The organism is Maricaulis maris (assembly GCF_003634045.1).
GTDB lineage: Bacteria > Pseudomonadota > Alphaproteobacteria > Caulobacterales > Maricaulaceae > Maricaulis > Maricaulis maris.
Map to the genome: position 1 here is coordinate 226,688 of NZ_RBIM01000001.1, position 24,631 is coordinate 251,318.

Annotated in this window: 27 protein-coding genes and 1 other RNA gene; 21 read left to right on the forward strand and 7 right to left on the reverse strand. The window is 63.8% G+C overall.

Translation table 11 applies throughout. The features are described 5' to 3' along the window. Nucleotides 1-5: 5 nt before the first annotated feature. The 7 genes from C7435_RS01110 to C7435_RS01140 all read left to right on the forward strand — a co-directional run bounded on the left by C7435_RS01110 (nucleotide 6) and on the right by C7435_RS01140 (nucleotide 6,818). Nucleotides 6-686, forward strand: a complete 681-nt coding sequence (locus C7435_RS01110; RefSeq protein WP_121209703.1) for a CpaD family pilus assembly protein — start codon at nucleotides 6-8, stop codon at nucleotides 684-686. A gap of 12 nt (nucleotides 687-698) precedes the next feature. After that, a complete protein-coding gene (locus tag C7435_RS01115) occupies nucleotides 699-2,204 on the forward strand; it encodes a CpaE/TadZ family protein (RefSeq protein ID WP_233128224.1) in 1,506 nt (501 codons plus the stop codon). A 7-nt stretch (nucleotides 2,205-2,211) separates the two neighbouring features. Next, on the forward strand, nucleotides 2,212-3,735 hold the full coding sequence (locus C7435_RS01120) for a TadA family conjugal transfer-associated ATPase (protein ID WP_121209704.1): 1,524 nt from the start codon (nucleotides 2,212-2,214) through the stop codon (nucleotides 3,733-3,735). A 4-nt stretch (nucleotides 3,736-3,739) separates the two neighbouring features. Next, nucleotides 3,740-4,735 (forward strand): type II secretion system F family protein, encoded by a 996-nt coding sequence (locus C7435_RS01125; RefSeq protein ID WP_233128225.1) that lies wholly within the window; start codon nucleotides 3,740-3,742, stop codon nucleotides 4,733-4,735. Nucleotides 4,736-4,742: 7 nt separating this feature from the next. Further along, a complete protein-coding gene (locus tag C7435_RS01130; protein ID WP_075188695.1) occupies nucleotides 4,743-5,738 on the forward strand; it encodes a type II secretion system F family protein in 996 nt (331 codons plus the stop codon). Nucleotides 5,739-5,800: 62 nt separating this feature from the next. After that, entirely contained in the window at nucleotides 5,801-6,301 is a 501-nt protein-coding gene (locus tag C7435_RS01135; protein WP_121209705.1) for a hypothetical protein, read from the forward strand. Nucleotides 6,302-6,383: 82 nt separating this feature from the next. Further along, complete coding sequence (locus C7435_RS01140; protein WP_147422595.1) at nucleotides 6,384-6,818, forward strand: hypothetical protein; 435 nt, start codon at nucleotides 6,384-6,386, stop codon at nucleotides 6,816-6,818. On the opposite strand, the gene C7435_RS01145 is transcribed toward C7435_RS01140, so the two are convergent. Continuing rightward, a complete protein-coding gene (locus C7435_RS01145) occupies nucleotides 6,815-7,636 on the reverse strand; it encodes a tetratricopeptide repeat protein (RefSeq protein WP_075188698.1) in 822 nt (273 codons plus the stop codon). The genes C7435_RS01140 and C7435_RS01145 overlap by 4 nt on opposite strands. A gap of 99 nt (nucleotides 7,637-7,735) precedes the next feature. On the opposite strand from C7435_RS01145, the gene C7435_RS01150 reads away from it, so the two are divergent. From C7435_RS01150 to C7435_RS01160, 3 genes are read left to right on the forward strand one after another with little or no spacing between them, the layout of a single operon-like run. Next, the gene (locus C7435_RS01150) at nucleotides 7,736-9,100 is read left to right on the forward strand and encodes a leucyl aminopeptidase family protein (protein WP_121209707.1); all 1,365 of its coding nucleotides are present in this window, start codon (nucleotides 7,736-7,738) and stop codon (nucleotides 9,098-9,100) included. Nucleotides 9,101-9,132: 32 nt separating this feature from the next. Then, nucleotides 9,133-9,534, forward strand: coding sequence for a MarR family winged helix-turn-helix transcriptional regulator (locus C7435_RS01155; protein WP_121209990.1), 402 nt, complete (start codon nucleotides 9,133-9,135; stop codon nucleotides 9,532-9,534). Continuing rightward, entirely contained in the window at nucleotides 9,474-10,325 is an 852-nt protein-coding gene (locus C7435_RS01160) for a C40 family peptidase (protein WP_121209708.1), read from the forward strand. Before C7435_RS01155 ends, C7435_RS01160 begins: the two co-directional genes overlap by 61 nt. Nucleotides 10,326-10,401: 76 nt before the next feature. On the opposite strand, the gene C7435_RS01165 is transcribed toward C7435_RS01160, so the two are convergent. Beyond that, nucleotides 10,402-11,097: a c-type cytochrome gene (locus C7435_RS01165; protein WP_170150300.1), complete on the reverse strand. Its 696-nt coding sequence runs from the start codon at nucleotides 11,095-11,097 to the stop codon at nucleotides 10,402-10,404. A 284-nt stretch (nucleotides 11,098-11,381) separates the two neighbouring features. On the opposite strand from C7435_RS01165, the gene C7435_RS01170 reads away from it, so the two are divergent. Beyond that, complete coding sequence (locus C7435_RS01170; protein ID WP_083634906.1) at nucleotides 11,382-11,906, forward strand: porin family protein; 525 nt, start codon at nucleotides 11,382-11,384, stop codon at nucleotides 11,904-11,906. 172 nt (nucleotides 11,907-12,078) lie between these two features. Continuing rightward, nucleotides 12,079-12,621: an outer membrane beta-barrel protein gene (locus C7435_RS01175; protein ID WP_121209710.1), complete on the forward strand. Its 543-nt coding sequence runs from the start codon at nucleotides 12,079-12,081 to the stop codon at nucleotides 12,619-12,621. 54 nt (nucleotides 12,622-12,675) lie between these two features. On the opposite strand, the gene nudC is transcribed toward C7435_RS01175, so the two are convergent. Then, nucleotides 12,676-13,596: an NAD(+) diphosphatase gene (nudC, locus tag C7435_RS01180; RefSeq protein ID WP_121209711.1), complete on the reverse strand. Its 921-nt coding sequence runs from the start codon at nucleotides 13,594-13,596 to the stop codon at nucleotides 12,676-12,678. Nucleotides 13,597-13,803: 207 nt separating this feature from the next. On the opposite strand from nudC, the gene C7435_RS01185 reads away from it, so the two are divergent. From C7435_RS01185 to C7435_RS01210, 6 genes are all read left to right on the forward strand, one after another. Further along, complete coding sequence (locus C7435_RS01185; protein ID WP_121209712.1) at nucleotides 13,804-14,028, forward strand: hypothetical protein; 225 nt, start codon at nucleotides 13,804-13,806, stop codon at nucleotides 14,026-14,028. 44 nt (nucleotides 14,029-14,072) lie between these two features. Continuing rightward, an RNA gene (gene ffs, locus C7435_RS01190) (signal recognition particle sRNA small type) lies at nucleotides 14,073-14,171 on the forward strand. A gap of 127 nt (nucleotides 14,172-14,298) precedes the next feature. Further along, on the forward strand, nucleotides 14,299-16,104 hold the full coding sequence (locus C7435_RS01195; protein WP_121209713.1) for a DNA polymerase III subunit gamma/tau: 1,806 nt from the start codon (nucleotides 14,299-14,301) through the stop codon (nucleotides 16,102-16,104). Beyond that, complete coding sequence (locus tag C7435_RS01200) at nucleotides 16,101-16,424, forward strand: YbaB/EbfC family nucleoid-associated protein (RefSeq protein WP_075188706.1); 324 nt, start codon at nucleotides 16,101-16,103, stop codon at nucleotides 16,422-16,424. Before C7435_RS01195 ends, C7435_RS01200 begins: the two co-directional genes overlap by 4 nt. 12 nt (nucleotides 16,425-16,436) lie before the next feature. After that, nucleotides 16,437-17,042 carry a recombination mediator RecR gene (gene recR, locus C7435_RS01205; RefSeq protein ID WP_075188707.1) on the forward strand — a complete coding sequence of 202 codons (606 nt, stop codon included), beginning with the start codon at nucleotides 16,437-16,439 and terminating at the stop codon, nucleotides 17,040-17,042. 60 nt (nucleotides 17,043-17,102) lie between these two features. Beyond that, nucleotides 17,103-17,831 carry a queuosine precursor transporter gene (locus tag C7435_RS01210; protein WP_147422596.1) on the forward strand — a complete coding sequence of 243 codons (729 nt, stop codon included), beginning with the start codon at nucleotides 17,103-17,105 and terminating at the stop codon, nucleotides 17,829-17,831. A gap of 4 nt (nucleotides 17,832-17,835) precedes the next feature. Here the strand turns inward: C7435_RS01210 and C7435_RS01215 are convergent, their stop codons facing one another. Together C7435_RS01215 and C7435_RS01220 are read right to left on the reverse strand one after the other, a co-directional pair. Continuing rightward, entirely contained in the window at nucleotides 17,836-18,966 is a 1,131-nt protein-coding gene (locus C7435_RS01215; RefSeq protein ID WP_075188709.1) for a PQQ-dependent sugar dehydrogenase, read from the reverse strand. Between the two features lie 100 nt (nucleotides 18,967-19,066). Then, a complete protein-coding gene (locus C7435_RS01220; protein ID WP_121209715.1) occupies nucleotides 19,067-20,185 on the reverse strand; it encodes a GNAT family N-acetyltransferase in 1,119 nt (372 codons plus the stop codon). Between the two features lie 187 nt (nucleotides 20,186-20,372). Between C7435_RS01220 and rmuC the strand changes: the two genes are divergently transcribed. After that, nucleotides 20,373-21,836 carry a DNA recombination protein RmuC gene (gene rmuC, locus C7435_RS01225; protein WP_170150301.1) on the forward strand — a complete coding sequence of 488 codons (1,464 nt, stop codon included), beginning with the start codon at nucleotides 20,373-20,375 and terminating at the stop codon, nucleotides 21,834-21,836. 31 nt (nucleotides 21,837-21,867) lie between these two features. After that, complete coding sequence (gene def, locus C7435_RS01230; RefSeq protein WP_121209717.1) at nucleotides 21,868-22,392, forward strand: peptide deformylase; 525 nt, start codon at nucleotides 21,868-21,870, stop codon at nucleotides 22,390-22,392. Between the two features lie 74 nt (nucleotides 22,393-22,466). On the opposite strand, the gene C7435_RS01235 is transcribed toward def, so the two are convergent. Next, nucleotides 22,467-23,318, reverse strand: coding sequence for a pirin family protein (locus C7435_RS01235; RefSeq protein WP_121209718.1), 852 nt, complete (start codon nucleotides 23,316-23,318; stop codon nucleotides 22,467-22,469). Nucleotides 23,319-23,466: 148 nt separating this feature from the next. Between C7435_RS01235 and C7435_RS01240 the strand changes: the two genes are divergently transcribed. After that, nucleotides 23,467-24,039, forward strand: coding sequence for a hypothetical protein (locus tag C7435_RS01240; RefSeq protein WP_121209719.1), 573 nt, complete (start codon nucleotides 23,467-23,469; stop codon nucleotides 24,037-24,039). 73 nt (nucleotides 24,040-24,112) lie between these two features. Here C7435_RS01240 and C7435_RS01245 read toward each other — a convergent pair whose 3' ends face one another. Beyond that, complete coding sequence (locus tag C7435_RS01245; protein WP_121209720.1) at nucleotides 24,113-24,460, reverse strand: Kazal-type serine protease inhibitor family protein; 348 nt, start codon at nucleotides 24,458-24,460, stop codon at nucleotides 24,113-24,115. Nucleotides 24,461-24,631 lie beyond the last annotated feature (171 nt).

Below are 24,631 nucleotides of genomic sequence, written 5' to 3' on the forward strand. Positions count from 1 at the left end.
TGGTGATGGTGGCCTACAAAAAAACAATCGGTGCCCTGATCGGACTGGCCGGCCTTGTCTCGCTTGGCGCCTGTGCCGCGACGCCGACCGGCCTTGGCTTGCCCCAGGCCAGCGCGGTCGCGGAGACCTATCGTGCCGAATTTGCCGTCGACCCGCAGGACAATGGCCTGACCTGGGCACAGCAGCGCGTGCTCGCCTCGGTGGCTGCCGAATACAAGGCTCGCGGCCACGGCCCGTTGGTAATCAGCTATCCCCAGGGCGCGATCAATGAAGACGCGGCCATCGGCGCCATCGCCGAGGCGCGGACCTTCTTCTACGAGCAGGGCATTGACTGGCGCATGATCGCCGGAGGCGCCTATGACGCGCGCGGTCAGCACAATGGCGAGGTGATCTTCTCCTTCGCCCGATATACCGCAGTGGCGCCTGCCGAATGTGATGGCAGCTGGGACCAGATGGCGATGGAATTCGACAACCAGCGCCACACCAATTTTGGCTGTGCGATGGCTGTGAATCTGGCCGCCATGGTCGCTGACCCGCGTGACCTGGTCGCGCCGCGCGACATGGAGGCCGGCGATACCGGTCGCCGTCAGACGGTGATCGACGGTTATCGGGCCGGTGAATCCACCGCCAGCGAGCGCAGTGACTACGAGAGTGGCGCCGTATCCCGCGTCGGCAGCGGAAACTAGGGAGGGCCAGCCATGACCGATGCCAATCGCGCACTGAAGCAAGACCCTTTCCTGGACGGTGATGATCCCTTCCTGGACGCGGCCGATGTCGAACGCCTCCTGCTGGGCGAAGCCACCCGCGAAGAGATGAACCGGCCTCCGGCGCAACAAGCCCCGGTGGACACGTTCGATGATGATTTCGGCGACGATCCCTTCCTGTCGGATGCGGCGCCGGTTCCGGCCAAGCCGGAGCGCGTCATCGACCCGGTATTCGAAGACGTGCAAGATGAAGTCGCGGCGATCCAGGTCGGCGAGTCACTCTACGGCGAAGTCGATAACGACGTGTCAGACCAGCCGGTGCCGCGCATCTCGGTCGGCGCTTTTTGTGAACGACCGGAAACCGGGGCGCTGATCCACAATGCCGCCAATGACCGCCGCCTCGCCAAGGCGCATGTGACGGTTGAGCTGGGCGGCTTGCCGGCGGCCATTGAACGCTATCATGACGAGACGACCCCGAACCTGCTGATCATCGAGAGCGGCATGCGCGGACGCGGCCTGTTCGACCAGCTCGAAGAACTGGCCGGGGTCTGCGATCCGGATACCAAGGTGATCATCATTGGCGCCGCCAATGATATCAGCCTCTATCGCGAGCTGATGAAGCGCGGGGTCAGTGAATATCTGGTGCCGCCGATGACGCCGATTCACGTGATCCGGACCATTTCCGAGCTTTTCCTGGATCCCGAGCAGCCGTTTGCCGGCAAGACAATTGCCTTTATCGGCGCCAAGGGTGGGGTCGGGTCTTCGACGATCGCCCACAATGCGACCTGGGCCCTGACCGAGGGCATGCAGTCTGATGCCGTGCTGGTCGATCTCGACCTGTCCTTTGGCACTGCGGGCCTCGATTTCAACCAGGACCCGGCCCAGACACTGGGCGACGCCCTGGCCGAGCCGGATCGTCTGGATGATGCGTTGCTGGACCGGCTCCTGGTTCGCTGCACGGACCGTCTCAGCCTGTTCTCGGCCCCGGCAACCCTCGACAAGGAATGGGATTTCGGCACCCAGGACTACGAGATGGTGTTGGAGAAAGTCCGTCGCCAGGCGCCCTATGTTGCACTCGACCTGCCGCACATGTGGACGCCTTGGGTGAAGCAGACATTGCTCGCAGCCGATCAGGTCGTGGTCACGGTGGCGCCGGATCTGGCGTCCTTGCGTAATGCCAAAAACCTGTTCGATCTGGTCGCTGGCGCCCGTCCCAATGACGAGCCGCCGCGCGTCGTGATCAACATGGCCGGCATGCCGAAACGTCCGGAAATCCCGATAAAGGATTTCGCCGAAGCGCTGGGCACTCCGCCAACCCTGGTCCTGCCGTTCGAGCCGCAATTGTTCGGCAAGGCGGCCAATAACGGCCAGATGATCACCGAACTCGATCCAAAGTCGAAAGCCGCGGAAGGCTTTTCGCATCTCGCCAGCCTCGTCTCCGGCCGGACACCGGTGGCGATGCCGAAACGCTCACTCATCGCGAAACTTTTCGGAGGCTAGTTAGCCCATGTTCGGCAAGCGTGCCGGAGGCCCGACACCCACGACCGCCCCGCTGACGCCGCCGCCGGCCGCGCCAAAGGCGGAGGCGCGTGCTGAGACGTCGCCGCGTCGCGAGGCCGCTGCAGCCCCGACCGCCCGTCCCACCGCCAAACCGGCTGCGCCGGCCCCGAAGCCGGTCGCCAAGCCGGCCCCGGGCGCCTATGCCGGCCCCAAGGCCGCCAAACGCACGGTCCGCGCCGCGGAGCCGGGCGGTCGCTCGGAAGAGTATTACGCAATCAAGACGACGATCTTCAACGCCCTGATCGACACCATTGATCTGGGCCAGTTGGCGCGTCTGGACAATGAAACCGCGGCCGAGGAAATCCGCGACATCGTGACCGAGATCATCTCGATCAAGAATGTCGCCATGTCGATCGCCGAGCAGGAACAACTGCTCCAGGACATCTGCAATGACGTCCTCGGTTTCGGCCCGCTGGAACCGCTTCTGGCCCGTGATGACATCGCCGACATCATGGTCAATGGTGCCGACAAGGTCTTCATCGAAGTCAACGGCAAGCTCGAGGAGACAAATATCCGTTTCCGCGACAATGCCCAGCTGATGAATATCTGCCAGCGCATCGTCAGCCAGGTCGGTCGCCGCGTCGATGAAAGCTCGCCGATCTGTGACGCCCGCCTGATGGACGGCTCGCGTGTCAACGTGATCGCGCCGCCACTGGCGCTGGACGGTCCGACGCTGACCATTCGTAAGTTCAAGAAGGACAAGCTGACGATGCAGAACCTGGTGGAGTTCAACTCCATCACGCCGGAAGGCGCCAAGGTCCTGTCCATCATCGGTGCCTCGCGCTGTAACGTGCTGATCTCCGGCGGTACGGGTTCCGGTAAAACGACGCTTTTGAACTGCATGACCGGCTTCATCGAGGAAGATGAACGGGTCGTGACCTGCGAAGACGCCGCCGAACTTCAGCTGCAACAGCCACATGTCGTGCGACTGGAGACGCGTCCGCCGAACCTGGAAGGGTCCGGGATGGTCACCATGCGCGATCTGGTCAAGAACTGCCTGCGCATGCGTCCCGAACGGATCATCGTCGGTGAGGTGCGTGGCCCGGAGGCGTTCGACCTCCTGCAGGCCATGAATACCGGCCATGACGGCTCGATGGGCACGCTGCACGCCAACTCGCCGCGCGAGGCGATGTCGCGGATCGAGTCGATGATCACGATGGGCGGCTACAACCTTCCGGCCCGGACGATCCGCGAGATGATTGTCGGCTCGATCGACGTCATCGTCCAGGCGGCCCGCTTGCGCGATGGTTCGCGGAAAATCACCCACATCACCGAAGTGGTCGGCATGGAAGGCGATGTCATCGTCACCCAGGACCTCTTCCTCTACGAGATCAAGGGCGAGGACGAGCACGGCAAGATCATCGGCCAGCACGCCTCGACCGGTATCGCGCGTCCGAAATTCTGGGACCGCGCCCGCTATTTCGGCCTGGAGCGTGAGCTCGCCAACGCGCTCGACGCGTCGGAGGCCTGACGCGATGGGCGGTGACATGGCCTTCATCCTCGCTGCCGCGGCTGCCTTCATGGCGGTCGGCGGAGTCGGCTGGGTCGTCACCGGGGCGGCCGGGGACGCGCAGTCGAAAAAACGCATGAACCGGGCCGTCGGCACGGGCGGATTGCAACGCGGACGGCGTCAGGCCTCGGCCCTCGACCAGGCCGCCCAGCGCAAGCGCCAGGTCCAGGAAACGCTCAAGGATCTTGAACAGCGCCAGCGCGACCAGCGCAAGAAGTCGCTGTCGGTCAAGGCGCGCATCCAGCAAGCCGGCATGTCATTCACGCCCGCTGTTTTCTGGGTGGTATCAGCCTGTCTGGCCGTGGTCGGCATGTTGGTTGCCTTGCTCACCGGTCAGAAGCTCCTGGTGATCGGGGCGGTCGGCCTGATCAGTGGTCTGGGCTTGCCGCGCTGGTGGTTGGGCTTTCTGCGCGGACGACGCCAGAAGCAGTTTTCCGGCGAATTCGCCAACGCACTGGATGTCATCACCCGCGGTGTGAAGTCTGGCCTGCCACTCAATGAATGTCTGAAAATTCTCTCGGTCGAGAGTCCCGAACCGGTGCGCACCGAATTCGAGAAACTTGTGGAAGGCATCGCGGTCGGCGTGTCATTGCCCGACGGTCTCGACCGGATGTGCGAGCGCATGCCGCTGCCCGAGCTGAACTTCTTTCGCACCGTGCTGATCATCCAGCAGAAGACCGGCGGCAATCTGGCCGAGACGCTGGGCAATCTCTCCACCGTGCTGCGCTCGCGCAAGATGATGCGCGAAAAGGTCGGCGCGCTGGCGTCGGAAGCCAATGCTTCGGCCGCCATCATCGGCTCGCTGCCGCCCGGCGTGTTCGGCATCGTCTATGCCACCACCCCGTCCTATATGAGCCAGATGTTCACTCACCCGACCGGCCAGTTGATGTTGCTCGGCGGGGTGACCTGGATGTTCATCGGCATCATGGTCATGCGCGGCATGATCAATTTCAAGATCTGAGGCGGTCATGTTCGGCATCAGCTTTACCGACATACGTGATTTCCTCACCGATCCGCAGAGCCTGATCGCCATGGTCGCGGCCATTCTGGTTTTCGCCACGATCGTCACCCTGTCGTCGCCGGCGATGGGTACGGACAAGCTCGACAAGCGCATCAAGTCGGTCAACAACCGCCGCGAGGAGCTGCGTCGCAAGAGCCGAGAGGCACTGGAAGCCAATGCCCGCGGCGGCAAGGGGTCGATCCGCGGGGCCGAGGCCAAGGGCCTGGTCCGCTCGATCGTCGATGCGCTCAACCTGCAAAAGGCGTTCGAAGATCCGGCCCTGCACGAAAAGCTTGCCCAGGCTGGCATGCGCGGCAGCCGGCCGGCGATGACCTTCTATTTCTTCCGCTTGTTGTCGCCGATCATCCTGTTCGTCCTGGCCTTGTTCTATGTCTTCGTGATCAATGATTTCGGCCTGCCGCAGATCACCCGCGTCTGCTTCTCCTTCGGGCTCGGCCTGCTTGGGTACTACGCCCCGAACCTCTACCTCTCCAATCTCGCGACCAAGCGCCAGCAATCGATCATGGGCGCCTTTCCCGATGCCCTCGACCTGCTGTTGATTTGTGTCGAAAGCGGGATGTCGATCGAAGCCGCCTTCCACAAAGTGTCGAGCGAAGTCGGCTCGCAATCGATTGAACTGGCCGAGGAATTGTCGCTGACCACAGCTGAGCTGTCCTATCTGCAGGATCGCCGGACCGCCTATGAAAATCTCGCCAAGCGCACCAATCACCCCGGGGTCAAGGCGGTTTGTACCTCTTTGATCCAGGCCGAGCGCTACGGTACGCCGCTGGGACAGGCCCTGCGGGTGATGGCCAAGGAAAACCGGGACATGCGCCTCGCGGCTGCCGAGAAGAAGGCAGCGTCCCTGCCGGCCAAGCTGACCGTGCCGATGATCGTCTTCTTCCTGCCGGTCTTGTTCGTCGTCATTCTCGGTCCGGCCATCATCCGCTTCAATAGCATGTGACGAATCCGTTCTGGCGCGTTACTTGAATGGTATCGTGCATGTTGAACAGGTGGACACAGCCCATGTTTTCCGGGCGAAAAACGGCCGACAAGCTCCGCGAGGAAATCCGCAGCGCCGATTCTGCTGTGGGTGAAACCATGAGCGCGCTGGCGGCTGACAAGATCGAGGCGGCCCGCCGCGCCCTGTCGCATGCGCCCAAGACGCATTTCGCCGACATGGGCTGGAAAGTCGGTCTGGCCGGCGCGATGATCGAGCTGAAGGCCGGCAAGCGCAAACAGGGTCTGCAAAAGCTGATCACTGTGTGCTCGCGTCTCGACGACACATCCCTGTCCCGCGACGACAAGAACTATCTGCGTCTTTATGCGCTTTATCGCGGCAGCGAGGCGTCGAAAGATGGTCGGGCGCCGGTCGAGTTGCGTGAACTGGTCGAGGATTTCCGTTTCGACCACACCCTGGTCACGCCCTTGTTGCGCAAGGACTTTCCGCTCAAAACCCTCGACGATGCCGAGGTCGCGCCGCCGCCACCTCCCCCGCCACCGCCTGTGCACAGCAACAGCCACTGAATATTTGTATTCCGCGGATGATGTCGCGCGGGTTACAAAGAGGCCGGGGCGAGGCGATGATACAGGTGATCGGGATCATTACATGAAATTATCGCGTGACGTGGCGCTCTATTGGGCAACGGTCCTGCTGTGCGGATATGGCGCTTTTACCTATGGGCGCTGGGGCGTGCTCGAGCTCTTGGTGCGCACCGGCACCTGGCCGAGTGATCGTTTCAGCTTTGACGCCTACGGCTATGTCGCCAGCATGTCGGTGCTTCAGGAAGCAGTCTTCCTGATCGCCCTGTTCGCGGCGTTGGTCGCATGGGTGATGCTGCTCATGCGGTCTCGCTGGTCGGCCTTTGCCTATGGGGCATTCTTCTTCGCCTCCATGGTCGACTGGCTGCTGCTGGTCGGCAACCCGTTCATCGGCATGGAAATGAATGGCTATTTCGGGATCACGGTGAACCTGATCGCGCTCTCGGCGATCATTCTCATCACGTCGATGGGTCTGTTGAATGGACGTCCGGCGCGACGCTAATTCTCGCGCACCGCGTCATAGCGGCGGTTGGTGGTCAGCATGGCGCGGATATAGGCCATGTTGGCTTCCGCCATTTGCGGCGAGACATCGACGCGGGCCAATTCCTCGGCTTCGGTAAACCGGCCTTGCAGGGCGATCACCAGCGCCAGGTTCTGGCGCACGGTGGCGTCGGCACCCGGACGCACCATGGCTTCCCGCAGCATGCGTTCGGCCGTGTCGGGTTCGCCGGCGGTGACGTAGGACATTGCGAGATTGGACAGGATGGCCGGTTCACCGGGCGACAGGGTCAGCGCCTGGCGGAAGGCGCCCCGCGCGGCTTCGCTCTGGCCGGCCTGTTCGAGGGCGACCCCGAGGGCATTGTGGATTTGCCAGCGCGTGCTGTCGATCTGGCTGGCGCGGCGCAGTGATTCGATGCCGGCGACGCCGCGACCGGCGGCGGCCAGCGCGCTGCCATGGGCCAGCAGAAGATCGGCATTGTCCGGATAGAGGGCCAGCGTTTGCCGCGCGACTTCGCTGGCGCGCTGGTGATTGCCGAGCTGACGCAGGGTGCGCGACAATTCCAGCGCGGCTTCCAGGTCCGACGGGTTGAGGTCGAAGGCTTCGGCCCAGAAGGCGGCCTGGGTCAGCATGTCTTGGCTGCGCACGGCCTGACGCTCGCTGGCCGAGGCCGGCACGATCGTGTTGGCGTTCATCGTGTCGATGACAGCCTGTTCCTGCTCGGTCGGTGCCGTGGTCGCGCAGGCCGCGAGCAGGAGGGCGCCGAGCGGGGCGAGGGCGATGAGTTTGCGCATGGTCAGAACCGGGCCACTGTTAAGCATGACTTGAATCTGCGCTGCGCCGGTCAAGAATGGGTTAATCCGCCCGCTCACTCCGGACCGGCAACAGGATTCCCGCCCGGAGCCATGAAAGGAACACCCATGACCGCCCTCATCGCAACCGCTTCGGATGCCCGGATTCTGCGCCTCGTCGATGAGGCCGGTGCCGAGGCGGCGATCGCAGCCCTGGCGCCGGAACACCGCAGCCTGGCAGCCGGTTTCAAGGGCAAGCCGGGTCAGATCGCACTGCTGCCGGATGCGGCCGAGGCCGGGGCCTTGTTCGGGACCGGCAAGGGCAAGGACGCGTTTGTGCTTGGCGCCGCGCCGCTCACCCTGCCGGAAGGCAATTGGCAACTGGAGAGCCTGCCCGCAGGCTGGGACGCGACGCTGGCCGCCACGGCCTGGGCGCTGGGCAGCTACATGTTCACGACCTACAAGCCGGCGCCGCGCGCGGCGGCATGTCTGGTGGCGCCGGAGGGGGCCGATCTCGACGAGGCGAAGGCCGTCGCCGAGGCGGTGCACCTGACCCGTGATCTCGTCAACACGCCGGCCGACCGGATGGGGCCGGAGGGTCTGGAGGCGGCTTTCCGAGCGCTCGCAAACCAGTTCGGGGCGACGGTCCGGGTGACACGCGGCGATGATCTCCTGTCGCAGAATTATCCGATGATCCATGCCGTCGGTCGCGCTGCCGGTGAAGCGCCGCGTCTGCTTGAGCTGGAATGGGGCGATGACAGCCATCCGCGCCTGGCGCTGGTCGGCAAGGGCGTGACCTTTGATACCGGCGGTCTCGATCTCAAGGCAGCGCAATTCATGCGCCTGATGAAAAAGGACATGGGCGGCGCGGCCAACGCGATGGGGCTGGCCCGTATCGTGATGGCGCGCAATCTGCCGGTTCGCCTGCACCTGCTTGTTCCGGCCGTCGAGAATGCAGTCGGGGCAGGGGCGTTTAGGCCCGGGGACATCATCGACTCGCGCAAGGGGCTGACGGTCGAGATCGACAATACCGACGCCGAGGGCCGTCTGGTGCTGGGTGACGCCCTGACCCGTGCCACCGAGGAGAATGTCGACCTGCTGATTGATTTCGCGACGCTGACCGGCGCCGCCCGGGTCGCGCTGGGCCCGGAAGTGGCGCCGTTCTACACCGATGACGACGCGCTTGCGGCGGATCTCGCGAAAAGCGCCGGCTCGGTCGCCGACCCCTTGTGGCGCATGCCCTTGTGGGACGGGTATGAGGGCGAAATGGACGGCGAGATCTCGGACCTGGTCAACAGTGCCGCAACGCCGATGGCCGGCTCGATCACCGCCGCGCTCTTCCTGCGCCGCTTTGTCGGCACGGCGCGCTGGGTGCATTTCGACATTTTCGCCTGGAACCCCAAGCCTCGCCCCGGCCGGCCCAAGGGCGGCGACATGCACGCAGCGCGCGCCGTTTACCAAATGCTCAAGGAGCGGTTCCAGAATAAGGGCTGATCAAACCGGTCGGACGAGTTCTGGAGTTGGCCATGCCGTCACAGGCGATGACATCGCTTGAGATGATGCGACGCGTGTCGGCGGACGCGGTGCGAGGCGCCGCGGCCGATTTGACGGCGCGTCAATTTGCGCTGCTCCTGGCGATCTTCATGAAACCCGGCCCGCATGCGATCCGCGACCTTGCGCGCCAGCTCGACCTGCCCAAGCCCGCCGTGACGCGGGCGCTCGACGTGCTGGAACGCCAGGGCTTTGTCCGGCGCAAGCGCGACCGCGCCGACAAGCGCGACGTGTCGGTGCATCGCACTGTAAAGGGAGCGGTTTTCCTGTACGATTACGGCGAAGCCGTTGCCCATCGTGCCGAGGAAACCCGTCAATGTCCCAGCTGGATCCCCGTGTCACCGCCGCCCGCGCCGACCTCGCATCCTCTGAACTGAAGGGGCGTGTCGATGCGGAGCGCTTTGTCGATCCCGTCGATCATCAAGTCATCATCCCCGCTGCGCCGATCCGCCAGGCACCGGAACATGCTGCCGCCATGGACGACCAGCTCCTGGCAGGTGAGGTCTTTGCAGTGCTTGAAGCCCGCGATGGATGGGCCTGGGGACAGTCGCGGGCTGATGGTTATGTCGGCTGGGTGGACATGGCGGGCCTGTCCGCGACGATTCATCCGGTTGATCACAAAGTGTCCGTCCTGCGGAGCTATGCCTTCTCCGAACCCAGCATCAAGACGGCACCAAACCATCTGCTCAGTCTCAATGCGTGTTTTGCAGCGGGGCGTCGTGAGGGGCGTTTTGTCGAGGCGGTCGGCCTCGGTTGGGTGATCGCCGCCCATAGCGCGCCATTGGATGAGACCGCGTCCGACTTTGTTGCCGTCGCCGAGGCCTTTCTCGGGGCGCCCTATCTGTGGGGCGGCAAGGAGAGCCTGGGTCTGGATTGCTCCGGCCTGGTGCAGATGGCGCTGCAGGCGGCCGGTCAGGATATGCCGCGCGATACCGACCAGCAGGAGGCTGTGCTCAAGGCGCTATGGCGGGACGTGACCGGAGAGCCGGAGCGGCAGCGCGGCGATGTGGTGTTCTGGCCCGGTCATGTCGGCATCATGACTGACAGCGAACACCTGCTGCACGCCAACGCGTCGAGCATGGATGTAACGCTGGAGCCCTTCCTTGAGGCCGAGGCGCGCATTCGCGCGGCCGAAAATCCGGTGCGGGCGATCTACCGTCCGGCCTGATCCAGCGTCAATTTCAAGCAAGAAAAAACCCCGGACGATCCGCCCGGGGTTTGATCAATTGGCGATGCGGCCAAGCCTAGTTCTGACCGTCTTCGGTCGTTTGCGGCTCTTCCGTCGCGTCAACGGTTTGTGCAACGTCATCGACCATGTCCTCGGCCGCATCCGTCGCGGTTGCCATGGCGTCATCGACGGCTTCGGCAGGCGCTGTGTCGGCCAGCGGCGCCGGCAGCGGCATCGGATTGTTCGACAGTGAGCGCAGATAGGCGATCAACTCGAGGCGGGTGTCATCATTGCCCAGGCCGCGGAAGGACATCGCCGTGCCCGAAGCATAGGCCGACGGGTTCTCGATGAAGGCGTCGAGCGCTTCATAAGTCCAGGTGCCGTCCAGGCTCTCGAGCGCGCCGGAATAGCTGAAGCCGTCATGCCCTGCGATGTCGGCACCGACAATGCCCCAGAGATTGGGGCCGACGCCATTGCCGCCGCCTTCATTGAAGGTGTGGCAGGCAGCACAGCGACGGGCAGCGCGCTCGCCGGCACCGATATCGGCAGCCGCGAGGACGAGGCCGTAATCGGTCGGGCCTTCTTCGACCACTTCCGTGCTGGGGCCGGAGCCGATGGCAGCCCAGTCCACCGGATAGGCGGTATTCTCAGCGGTCAGTTCGTGCGCGGCATGCGACGGAACCAGAAGGTGACCCAGCTCGGTAATGGCCAGGACCCCCAGTACTGTTGCCAGCACGACGCCGGCAACCTTGTTCCAGAAGAGTTCGCCCATGGACGCCCCCAAATTCATTCAGGTTGAAAATCGAACCGTGTTTGGCACGCGCCGCGCCCTCAGGCAACACCGCAACGCGCTCATCTGCATGCGGTATCGCGCCGCACAGCGTGATCACGACACGCCTGGTGTGCGCCGGATGCAACACTTTGCGCAGTCTGCATGTCGGCCTGCAGTTCGCCACGCATCCGCCTTGATCCGGACTCGATTGCTCACCAGATAACGTCTGGCTGGGGGGCGCCAATGGCGTACAGCTAGAAAATACTAATCAAGGTTGATCCAAAATGATCCGCACAGTGCTTGTCTCCTCCCTCTCCGTTCTTGCCCTCACCGCCGGTGCCTTGGCACAGGACGGTCAGATCCGCGTCGGCGGCGGCTATGAAGCCGCTGACTTCGACGGTGTTGATTTCGATACGGTTGTCGTGCGCGGCAGCTATGACTTCACCCGCTATCTGGGTGTCGAAGGCCAACTGAATATCGGCCTCGGCGATGAAAGCGTCACCGTTGGTGCCGTCACCGGCGATGTCAGCCTCGACTATGTCGCTGGCGTGTTCGGCGTGGTCCGTCCCTTCTCCAACGAGAATGGCTCGGTCTTCCTGCGTGCCGGTTACACCACGACGGAAGCCGAAGCCTCGGCCGCCGGCCTGAACTTCAATGCCGACGACCAGGCCTGGGCCTATGGCGTGGGTGGCGAATACTTCTTCGACGGCCGCAACGGCGTCCGCGCTGACTACACCCGCTATGATTATGATGATGGTGGCGAAGCCGATTTCTACGGCATCTCCTACGTTCGTCGCATCGGCGGCTAAGCCGTCTGCCTTCGGGCATTGAAAGGCCGCGGTGCTGCAGCGCCGCGGCCTTTTTCATTGCCGCAATGTCACAATATTGGCGCGATGTAACCTTGATGAACCCGTCATTCAGCGCGCGCTCAGGCAGCGTCGCCTATTCCGAAGTCGAGGGACATTTGCGAGGAATATCACTATGTTGCGTACAATTTCGGTGAGTGTGTTGGCCGTTTTGGCGATGGTCGGCACGGCCAGCGCCCAGGACGACGCGTTCACCCTGTCCGGCGGTTACAGCCAGATCCAGCTGGACGATTTCAAACTCGATGCTGTGACCTTCCGGGCCGGCTATGACGTCAACGCCTATTTCGGTTTCGAAGGCCAGCTCGATATCGGCCTGGGTGATGACACGGTCGCGACTTGTCCGGCCGGCGCGGCGTGCCTTGTCGCTGATCCTTCCGTCGGACTGGATTATGGTGTCGGCCTGTTCGCGATCGGTCGCCTGCCGGTGGGCGAACGCTTCAGCCTCTTTGCGCGCGGTGGCTATGTGCACAACGAGTTTTCGACCAATTTCAGCTATACGGGCGGCATGGATGCCAACAGCTTCGCCTGGGGCGCCGGCGCCGAACTGGCGCTGACACAGGCCGGGTCATTGCGGTTTGACTACACACGGACTGACTATGACGGCTTTGGCAATGGCGATGCCTACAGCTTGGCCTATGTTCACCGCTTCGGCGGCTGACCGGACCGGGGCCGTGCTTTCGGGCGCGGCCCCGCACCGTTTTGACGACGGGGTTCAGATGTCGCCGTCGGCCCACAATTCCGCAAGGCGGCGGGCGATGGCGATCGAGGGTGGCATGGCGGCGTCGGCGTGGGTGCCGGCCAGCATGGTGCGCACCTCGTCGCGGCTGAACCAGCGTGCCTGCTCCAGCTCGTGCGGGTCGATTGTCACATTGGCATCGGTCACCGGGGCGACAAGGCCGATCATCAAGGACGAGGCGAAGGGCCAGGGCTGACCCATGACATAGCGGACGCCGGCGATGTCGACCTTGATCCCGGCCTCTTCCTCAAGCTCGCGGGCGCAGGCCTCCTCCAGTGTTTCCGCCGGTTCGACGAAACCGGCGAGGGCCGACCAGATGCCCTCCGGCCACGAGGCCTGGCGCCCCAGAAGACAGCGCTCGCCATCGACCGCCAGCATGATCACCACCGGATCTACGCGCGGGAAGTGTTCGCTCCCGCAGGCGTCACACTGCCGCCGTCCGCCGCCGGACTTTGCCGTGGTGGCGCCTCCGCACGCAGCGCAGAAGCCGTGTCGGGCGTGCCAGGCGAGCAGGGCCTTGGCCTGGGCGTAGATGGCTGCCTCGTCATGGCTTAGGGCCATGGCGGCTTGGCGGGCCGGCGCGATCTCGGCATCCAGGGGCAGCTGGTCAGCCATCGTGATCGCAGCGGCGAAACAGGGCGAGCCCTTGTAGTGGCCGAGAAACAGGCCCGTCGTCATATCAGCCAGTGACGCAATTTCGCTACGGCGGAACCAGAATAATCCGCCCTGGCCCTGCAGGACCGGATCGCCCTCGATGAGGCCCAGCCACCAGCCATCATCACCGCCGAGCAGTGCGGCCATGCCGGCCTCGTCGCGGCGTAGCTGGTCGCCGCGGTCGAGCGGAGAGCCGGCAAAGACCAGCGGGTCGCGGCCGGCCAGGATTGTGCGATCATTCATGGGCAGTATCCGAACATGATGCGGCAACCATCCGGATCGTGGACAGCAATCTGTGTGCAGCCATAGATATGTTTGACCCGGCCTTCAACACGGTCCGTTCCGGGCATTGCCGGGTGCTGGCCAACTGCGGCGCGGCGCGGCGGCTGTCATCTTTCGACTTGATTATGAGAATGAGTCGCAATTACTGTGTGTGCAGGAGGTGCCGACATGGCCTGTGATTTTCCCGATGACCGCCCGCGCGCTGTGGCGGACCACGCCCAACGCGCCGTGCGTGACTGGCTGGAAACCCAGGCGCGGGTGACCGGCTATTGGCGCGATGTGCTGCTCTCGTCCGGCGGCAGTCTCGCCCTGATCGAAGCGCTCGATGATCATGCCCGTTTCCTGGAGGCCGCCGCGCTTCGTGGTGAGGGGGATGTCCTGCAGACACAATGAGACCACGCCTTGCACAGCCGCCTCAGGCACGCGATATAGGGGGCGGAAGATCGGCGGTGGACGAGCGCCTCGCCAACCCGGTCAGGTCCGGAAGGAAGCAGCCGTAACGAGTTTTCGCTCGGGTCGCTGTCCGGTCTTCCACTTCAAACCCCGCATCGCCCTTCGCGGATCGCGAATCTTGCTCTAGGCTCGATCCCGGCGACCGGTGGGGTCGTCGTGGGGGTTGCCGCGCCCGACCCGCACTCCACTCGCACCAGCCGACAGGACGTCATGGACGACACGCCGCTCCCAGCCGAAGACACCGGAGCGACCGAAGCGTTGATGCCCGGGCTCGATCTGCCGGCCACCGGTCCGACGCCGGGCTATCAGGTGCTGGCGCGCAAATACCGACCGAACACATTCGAAGACCTGATCGGCCAGGACGCCATGGTGCGGACCCTGACCAATGCCTTCGCCGCCGGCCGCATCGCCCATGCCTACATGCTCACCGGGGTCCGCGGGGTCGGCAAGACGACGACAGCCCGCCTGATCGCGCGGGCCCTGAATTTCCAGACCGACGAGATCGATGCGCCGTCCATGGCCCTGGTAGAGACAGGCCGCCATTGTGATGCCATCGCCCGCTCGGCCCATGTTGATGTGATGGAGATGGATGCCGCCTCTCGCACCGGCGTCGGCGATATCCGCGAAATCCTGGAAGGCGTGCGCTACGCCCCGGTGTCGGCCCGCTACAAGGTCTACATCATCGATGAAGTCCACATGCTTTCGACCTCCGCCTTCAACGCCCTGTTGAAGACGCTGGAGGAGCCGCCCGAGCACGCCAAATTCATCTTCGCGACGACCGAAATCCGCAAAGTCCCGGTGACCGTATTGTCACGTTGCCAGCGGTTCGACCTCAAGCGGATCGACCGCGAGGTTCTGACCGATCATCTCGACCGTATCTGCGGCCTTGAAGGCGCGTCGGTCGAGCGGGACGGCCTGTCGCTGATTTCGCGCGCGGCCGAAGGCTCGGTTCGCGATGCGTTGTCGCTGCTCGACCAGGCGATTGTCCAGGGCAGCGATGCCGACGGGCCGGTCAGTGCGCCGCAAGTCCGTGACATGCTGGGCCTGGCCGACCGGGCCCGCGTGCTCGATCTTCTCGAACAGACTTTGACCGGCAAGACCGCCGATGCCCTGGCCGAACTGGCCTCGCTGCATGATGCAGGCGGAGACCCGGTGGTGATCACGCGCGACCTGCTGGACTATGTCCACGCCACGGCGCGGGTGAAGGCCGCCGGTCCCAAGGCCGATCTCGGCGAAGCTGCCGACACGGTGGCGCGTCTGGTGACGCTGGCGGAGAGCCAGTCGCTGGGGCAATTGACCCGGATGTGGAAAATCCTGCTGACCGGCCTCGATGATGTCCGGGCCGCGCCGGATGCCTTGGCGGCCGCCGAGATGACAGTCTTGCGCTTGGCGTCAGCCGCCAGCCTGCCACCGCCCGAGGAGGCCGCCCGCATCCTCGCCGGAATGCCGCGGACGAATGCGCCACCGGAGGCGCCGGGAAAGCCTGATCCGGCCGCTGCGCCGGCACCGACTGCCACCGCCGGGCACGACGCCCCGGAAGCCGTCCATCGTGCTTTGCAGGAACCGGAACAGGCCAGCGCTGTCGAACAGGAAGAGGTGGCAATCTCCGGTCCCCAGACCTGGGAAGCGCTGATGGAGATGTTGCGCGACAAGCGCGATATCGGCCTGCAGTCGGACATGGAACGCTATGTCCGCCCGGCGGCCTTCAAGCCCGGCTCCTTCAGCTTCCAACCGCTTGAGGATGCGCCGCGCGATCTGGCCCAGCGCCTGTCGCGGCGGCTTCTGGAATGGACCGGCGAACGCTGGATGATCCTGGCTGATGCCGGCCTGACGGGCGGCGAGACCTGGGCCGAGCGGCGCGAGCGCGAGAAGGCCGAGCGGCTGGAAGAGGCGCGTCGTGACCCTGCGGTAACCGAGGCGCTGCGCCTGTTCCCGGGGGCCGAGATCATTGCCGTGCGCGATCCCGCGCCGGCGCAAACCCGTGACAAAGACGAAACGACGGAGAAACGCGCATGAAGGACCTGATGGGCCTGATGAAACAGGCACAGGCCATGCAGGAGAAGATGACCGAGGCCCAGGCCCGGCTCGACGAGACCGAAGTCACTGGCGAAGCCGGTGCCGGCATGGTCCGTGTCACGCTGACGGCCAAGGGCGACATGGTATCGGTGAAGGTCGATCCGGGTGTGATCGACCCGTCCGAGCCGGAAATCCTCGAGGATCTCGTCAAGGCGGCGCATGCCGACGCCCGCCGCAAGGGCGAAGCCGCCCAGCAGGAGATCATGAAGGAAGCGGCCGGCGGCCTGCAATTGCCGCCCGGCATGCAGATGCCCTTCTAGGTCGCAGCCAGAATGAAAACCGCTTCCGCCGGACCCGAGATTGAACGCCTAATCTCGCTGCTCGCCAAACTGCCCGGCCTGGGGCCGCGCTCGGCGCGGCGGGCCGCTCTGCATCTGCTGGGCAAGAAAGACGCGTTGATGCGGCCGCTCGCCGATGCGCTGGCCGATGCTGCCGACAAGATCCGCGCCTGTCAGGAATGCGGCAATCTCGATGTTGCCGATCCGTGCACGGTCTGCGCCGCACCGAACCGTCTGGATGCCGCGATCTGTGTGGTCGAGACCGTCGGCGATTTGTGGGCCCTGGAGCGCGCCGGCGCCTTCAAGGGGCGCTATCATGTACTGGGTGGTGTCCTTTCGGCCCTGGACGGGGTGCGGCCGGAAGATCTCAATATTGCCAAGCTGGTTGAGCGCGCCGCCCGCGATGAGGTCAGCGAAATTGTGCTGGCACTGAATGCCACTGTCGACGGTCAGACGACGGCGCACTATCTGGCCGACCGGATGGCCGATTGCGGTGTGTCGATCACCTCGCTCGCCCGGGGTGTGCCGGTTGGTGGTGAGCTTGACTATCTCGACGATGGAACGCTGGCCGCCGCCTTCCGCAGCCGGTCAAGCGTTTGAATTCTCCTATCCAACGCCGAATTTCCGTCTATTCTCAGAACCGGCATCGGGGAGACAAGCGTGGATCAGGCTAACCCAGAGACGCGTGACGCGATGGATCCGGCTCGGATCACGCCGCGGACCTTCATCCTGTTTTTCTGCACTGGCCTGTTCATGGTGTCGCTGGTGCTCGCCGCGATCACCGCCGTCAAGATCCAGGCCTTTCATTTGGGACCGCTTACGGTGCTGGTACCGGCCGGTACACTGGCTTTCGGCCTGACCTATCTTGCCACCGATGTGATCTCGGAAGTCTGGGGCCGCGGTTATGCCCTGTGTGTCGTGATTTCCGGCGTGCTGATGCGTTTTCTCATTCTCATCCTGCTGCTTTACGCCATGCACGCCGAGGCCGTCTTTCCCTTCATCACGACGGGCGGCAGCTGGACCGATGCGCAGCAGGCCGCGTTTGTGGACGTGCTATCTTCGGGCAACCGGACCAATTTCGCTGGCATGGTCGCCTTCGGCATCAGCGCCCTGGCTGATGTGATGATCTTCCACCATCTCCGCGAGAAGGATGCCGGCAAGAACCGGCTTTGGCTGCGCAACAACATCTCGACCATGGTGTCGCAGACCTTCAACAGCGCGATCTTCATCTCGGTCGCCTTTGCGGGGGTGCAGACCTGGTCGGTGATCGGCAGCCTGATACTGGGTCAGGTGATCGTGAAACTGCTCGTCGCCGTGATCGACACGCCGCTGGTCTATTTGTTGCGCAATATTGCCCAAGGCCGGCGACTGACCGACTTGACCGGCTAGTGGCTCACGGAATGACCGGCACCAGCCGCAAGACGGCACCCTCGTCGGAGTCCGTGAGAATATAGAGATGTCCGTCCGGCCCGGATGCGACATCGCGGATGCGATCGCCGCGATCAACCAGCAGGTCCTCGCTCGAAATCACCCGGTCACCATCAACTTCCATCCGCACCAGCCGGGAACCCGCCAGGGCGCCGATGAACACATCGCCCTGCCAGCGCTCGAACCCTTCGCCCTCGTAGAACGCCATGCCCGACGGGGCGATGGACGGATCCCAGAACCAGATCGGTTGCTCCAGACCATCGCCATGCGTCGCATCGGAGATCGGCGTGCCGTCATAGTCGATGCCCCAGGTGATGCGCGGCCAGCCGTAATTATTGCCAGCCTCGATGATGTTGATCTCGTCACCGCCACGGGCGCCGTGTTCATGGGTCCAGACCGAGCCGGTCTGCGGGTTGATGGCGATGCCTTGCACATTGCGGTGGCCATAGGTGTAAATCTCTGGCCCGGCGCCGCGCACGCTGACGAAGGGATTGTCGAACGGCACGGTCCCATCATCATTGAGCCGGACCACACTGCCGAGATGATTGGCCAGGTTCTGCGCTTCATTGGGATGCAGCCCGCCTTCGCCGAGAGTGAGGAGAAGCGTGCCGTCGGCGATGAACTGGATGCGACCGCCGAAATGCAGGCCGCGCGCCTTGTCGAAATTGACCCGGAACAGCGTCTCGACAGTCTCCAGCGCCGTGGCGTCATCGCTCAACCGGCCGCGGGCGAGGGCCGTGTGGTTGGCGTTGATCCGGCCCTCCGAGAAGGCGAAATAGACGAGGCGATTACTGTCGAATTCCGGGTGCAGGGCGAGGCCCAGCAGGCCGCCTTGCCTGGAAACGAGCATGTCAGGCAGACCCGTGATCGGCGCATCGCGCAACACGCCGTCATCGATCAGTCGCAGCCGGCCCTCGCGTTCGGACACCAGCATGTCGCCGTCCGGGAGAAAGGCGATCGACCAGGGGAATTCCAGCCCCTCGGCCACCGTCTCGACGCGGAAGTCCGCCTGCTCGGTCTCGTGGATCCCGGTTTGTGCCCATCCCGCAGACATCGTCGCGGCGCAGAGGGCGGCAAGGCTTGCAATGATACGCATTCATCAACTCCCGACACGGCATCGCCGCACCAAGACTAGCGCAAGCTTGCCGCCGGGGCAGCGGTGTTTGCATCACGATCCGGGGTTTTCCGGAGCAGCGTTAAAGCGCGATTGAACCCGCGAAGCTGGCCAGGCGTGATCCCAGACGCGGCTGGAAGGCACTGACCTGCGACCAGCGGCGGCGCAGTCGGCCCGGCAATTCCCCGACCTTGCCCGGCATGCGGGCCACGGCCAGCTCGGCCAATTCCCAGGTACGGATGCCGACGGCGGCAATGCCGGGTGCGAGAACGCGGCCATCGGCCAGCGGTACTGAATGGCTGGCATAATATTTCTTGTAGTGATCGCCGCCGCGACCCAGGTCGATCCGGGTCAGGCCACGGGCCGGGGCTTGTTCGAACAGGCCGTGCAACAGGAGCAGGCCGGGCGAGTAGCGGGACAATTCCGGGTCATAGGCCGGGAACCAGGAATGGTAGATATCGCCACCGACCAGGCCGAACTCGACGGCTGCCAGTCGATCACCGAACCACAATGCCGCGGTCAGGCCTGAAAACTCCGCGCCTTCGCGCTGGCGCAACTCGTCCAGCACTGATTGCACCCAGTCGATCCCGAACACGTTGAGCTTGCCAGTGTCGCGGTACTGGGCTTGTTTCCACTCGCTCAGCGCCGCAAAGGCGCGACCGTCCGGATCGCCGAGCGTGACACGGACCTCGCCGAAATCACGGGTGGCGGCGCGCAGGCGGCGGGCGGTTTTCTTGAAGTGATCCTTGTGCGCCGAGCGGCGCTCTTCCAGGAAGGCGGCACCGTCTGCGCCGATATCGGCGACATGGCTGCCACAGCGCTGGCGCCGGGTTTCGCCGGTCGCGCGCAGGGGGCCGTGCCAATTGTCGAAGACCAATGCCGAGCCGCCCGCCGCCCTGGCCAGGCGTTCCGGTGCGATGCGTGACGGGTCTTTGGCGATGACACCCTGATAGTCGCTCATCGGAGCACCGATCGGTCGGACAATGCCGCCATGTGCGGTGTGATGCGGGAAATAGCCAACGGTTTCGCCGCCATCCTCAATGATGGCAACACGGGAGTCCGGGCGGGCGCGGGCGACAGTTTGTGCAAATTCGAAACGCAGATAGGGGCTGATGAGCTTGCCATCCGGGCACGCCCAACGGTTCCACTGGTCGGCCTGGCCTGCGGAAATGTCCTCGATTGACACGATTTGTGTGCGCACCTTGTCCCTCCCAAGACGTTCACCCTTGTCCAAGCAAGGGACGGGCCGGTTTGCGAGGTCGCCGCTTCAAGTGGCAGGTGACAGGTTTTGTCGGGTCTGCGTGGCAGGGTGAGATGAGCAAGGCGGGCGGCTGGCCGCTCCGGGCCGACTCATCCAGAATGGCCGCCAATCAGAAGGTGCTGAAACCGTGACCCTCAACGAGATATCCACCGATACTTGGCTGGTTCTGGCCGGGATCGCCCTTCTCCTCATCGTGCTGGCCGGGTTGATCCTGTCGCGCAAGCCGGACACCGCCGGGATCGACACCGGCGAGGCCGACCGGCTGCGGGCCGAGCGCGATGACTGGCGCCAGCGCCAGGAGACCACCGCGAGTGATCTCGCCAAGGCGCGTGAGGCACTGGCGCGGCTCGACGGTGTCAGCGAGGAGCGTGACCGGCTGCGGATACAGCTGGAAACGGTCACGACCGAGCGCAATGCGCTCAATGCCCGCCATGAAGCGCTTAAGACCGAGCATGAGGCGACCCAGCGCCATCATGGTGAGAAGCTGGCCGAGCTTGAGAAGGCCCGCGAGCGGCTGTCCGAGCAGTTCAAGCTGACCGCCGGCGAGATCCTGAAAGCCTCGGGCGAGGAGTTGAACAAGCAGAGCACCGACAATCTCCAGACCCTGCTCAAGCCCTTGCGGGAACAATTGAGCGAATTTCGCACCAAGGTCGAAACTGACGCCAAGGAACGCCATGGCCATGCCGGCGAGATCAAGCAATTGATGGAGACCGTGCGCAAGGACGCTTCGCGCATGTCTGAGGACGCCCAGAAGCTCGCCAATGCGCTGCGATCCTCGTCCAAGGTTCAGGGTGATTGGGGCGAGATGATCCTGGCCAGCATTCTCGAGCGAGCCGGGCTGCTGGAAAACGAGCACTTCCACACCCAGTCCACCGAACGCAATGCCGACGGCGCACTGCTTCGTCCCGATGTGATCGTCGACATGCCGGGCAGTCATCGCCTGGTGATTGACTCCAAAGTGTCGCTGACGGCCTTCGAACGCTGTGTGAATGCCGAGGATGACGAGGCCCGGGCGGCGGCGTTGAAACAGCACATCGCCTCGGTGCGGGCCCATATCAAGGCGCTGGGCGAGAAGGACTATGCCAAGCTCTATGAAGGCGTGAATTTCACACTGATGTTCATTCCGCTCGAAGGCGCGGCCTCGCTGGCGCTGCAGAATGACCCCGAATTGTCGAGCTTTGCCTGGGAGCGCAATGTCATGATCGCGACGCCGACGACGCTGATGATGGCCATGCGCACGGTCGGCAATCTGTGGACGATTGACCGCCAGAACCGCCACGCCATCGATATCGCCGATCGCGCCGGCGCGCTTTACGACAAGTTCGAGGGTTTCGTCGGAGACCTGGAAACCGTCGGCAAGCGCATCGACGGCGCCAAGGATGCCTGGGCGGCGGCCAAGGGCAAGCTGGTCGAGGGACGCGGCAATCTCGTGCGCCAAACCGAAATGCTCAAAACGCTCGGTGCCAATGCCCGCAAGTCCCTTCCGGCCGAGTATCTGGACGCGGCCGGCGCGTATGAGGGTGCCCCAAGCGCCGAGGCCGATCCAGCCTCCAAGCCTGCCCTGACAGCTCCGGAAGCGGTCGATTCTTGATCCTTTAAGCCGGGGCGACTATCTAGGGGCCATGGCTGTTCTTGAAATCCGCACCGTTCCCGATCCTGTCCTCAAAGAGGTGTCGCAACCTGTTGATCAGGTTGATGATGACCTCCGCCAGCTGATGGATGACATGTTGCAGACCATGTATGCCGCTGATGGCATCGGTCTGGCGGCGATCCAGGTTGGCGTTGCCAAGCGGGTCATCGTCATGGATCTGGCCGGTCCGGACGAGGAAGCGCAGCCGCGTTATTTCGTCAATCCGGTCTTGTCCGACCCGTCTGACACGCTGAAACCCTATGAAGAGGGCTGCCTGTCCGTGCCGACCGTCTATGACGAGGTCGAGCGCCCGGACCGGATCCGCATCCGCTATCTCGATTATGATGGTAATCCGCAGGACGAAATTGCCGAAGGCATGTTCGCCGTCTGTATCCAGCACGAGATGGACCATCTCGAAGGCGTGCTCTTCATCGACTATTTGTCCCGACTGAAACGCCAGCGCGCGGTCCAGAAGGTGAAGAAGGTCGAGAAGTCGAAGGACCGCGACGCGGCTTAAGCCGTCGGTATTGTGTAACAAAAAGGGCGCCTGGATCTCTCCGGGCGCCCTTTTCGTACCAGGTCTCGTCGTTGTCAGAACTTCCCGGCCTGGAAGTCACGCACGGCCTGGTGCAGTTCGGCTTCGGTATTCATCACGAAGGGGCCATAGCGGGCGACCGGCTCGTTGATCGGCTTGCCGGCGACCAGCAGCAGGCTGGCGCCTTCGGGTCCGGCCTTGAGTTCGATCCGGTCACCATCTTCCAGCACGCCGAGATCGGGATCATCGACACGGCCTTCGCCGGACGAGACCGAACCCTTGTAGACCGCGATGAAGGCGGTGTGGCCGGGATCGATCGACTCATCCAGCGTGGCGCCGGGTTCGAGCACGATGTCGAGCAGGGTCGGCTGGATGGCGACTGACCTGGCGGGGCCCGTGACGCCGGTCGAGCTGGTGCCGGCGAGGACACGCAGGCTCGCCCCGTCGCGGGTTTCGACCGGGATTTCCGACTTGTCGAACTCCTGATAGCCGGGATCGGTCATCTTCAGCTTGCCGGGCAGGTTGACCCAGAGCTGGAAGCCCCACAGCCGGCCATCGTCCTGTATGGGTTGTTCCGAATGCACGATGCCGCGACCGGCCGTCATCCATTGGACGCCGCCGCCCTCAATCACGCCGGCATGCCCCTTGTTGTCGCCATGGCGCATCTTGCCATCGAGCATGATGGTCACGGTTTCAAATCCGCGATGCGGGTGATTGGGAAAGCCGGCCATGTAGTCGGCGCTGTCGTCCGAGCGGATCTGGTCGAGCATGAGAAAGGGGTCGAGGTCCATCAGGCCGCGATGACCGAGCATGCGGGTCAATTTGACGCCGGCGCCGTCGGATGTCGGCAGGCCGCGTGACACCTTGGTGATCCGGCGGGTCCGGGTGAGCGTAGCAGTGGCAGACATGGCGTGTTCCTGTCCGATAAGCCCGAGTGGGCGCGAGGCAGACCACAAGATAGGGATTTTCGTCAGGCTTGCTATGCAGGCCGGTGAAACTCATCGTTTCCATATCGGAAGTGATCGGGCAAGCTATTGCCGAATAGAGGGGGAATTCATGCGAGTAATCAGTTTTTTGACGCTTCCGCTGGTCTTGGCGGCTTGCTCGCCATCGTCCCCGCCTGCGGGTGACGCACTCTTCTCGACCCTGTCTGATCTGTGCGGGCAGGCTTTCGAGGGGCGCGTGGTGAGTGACGATCCGCGGGATGCAGATTGGGCCTCCGAGATCCTGACCCTGCACGTTCGTGAGTGTACGCCCGGACAGTTGCGCATGCCGATGCATGTTGGCGACAATCGATCCCGCACATTCGTTTTGAGCCGGGTCGCCGGGGGGCTTGAATTCAAGCATGAGCACCGGCACGAGGACGGCATCGAGGATGTCCTCTCGCAATATGGTGGCACGACCGTCGCCACGCCGACCGAAAGCCATGCCGAGTTCCCGGCGGATCAATTTACCCGGGTCCTGTTTGATCGCGAGGGCATTGCTGTGTCGATGCAGAATGTCTGGTCGATCACAGTGACCGACACGACCTTCACCTATGCACTCGACCGACCGGGTCGGCATTTCGAGGCCGAGTTTGATCTCACCGAACCCGTCGACGCACCGCCGCCGCCCTGGGGCGCCGGGTAGCAGAACGGGAAACGGGCTGGTCGTTTCCGAACCAGCCCGTCCCTGTCGGCAGTCCTGTCAGTGACGGCGACGCTTAGTCTTGCGTCTCTTCGTCAGCATGGCATTCGCCGGTCGCTGCGACTTCGACGCCGTCAGCGGCTGCTTCGCAAGCATTGCCGTAGGTTTCGCCATTGGCGCCGCAGACCGGAGCATAGTCCTGCGTGCACATCGCTTGCGCGTCGGCAGACAGGTCGGCTTCGGTGGTGATGTCCGCAGGCATCGCGGTCTCAACCGGTGTCTCGACGGTGGTTTCTGCAGCGGTGGTATCTTCGGCCGGGGTTTCGAGTGCGGCCAGATCCTGGTCAGCCGACACGGAGTCCGGCGCCGAGCAGGCCATCAGAAGCACGCCGCCGAAACAGGCAGCGGCAAATTGCATACGCATGTGAGGTGTCCTTGACCCGCGTGCCGTGATCGGCACGTGCGTGCGATCTACCACTTTGCCCGGTTCGCGCGTAGTGGATATTCGAGCGTCTGCCATCACGATTTGTTGCGATCACACACCGTCGTGATCGCCTTTGTCACAACGACATCCCGGATGCGACGACGCGGGGCG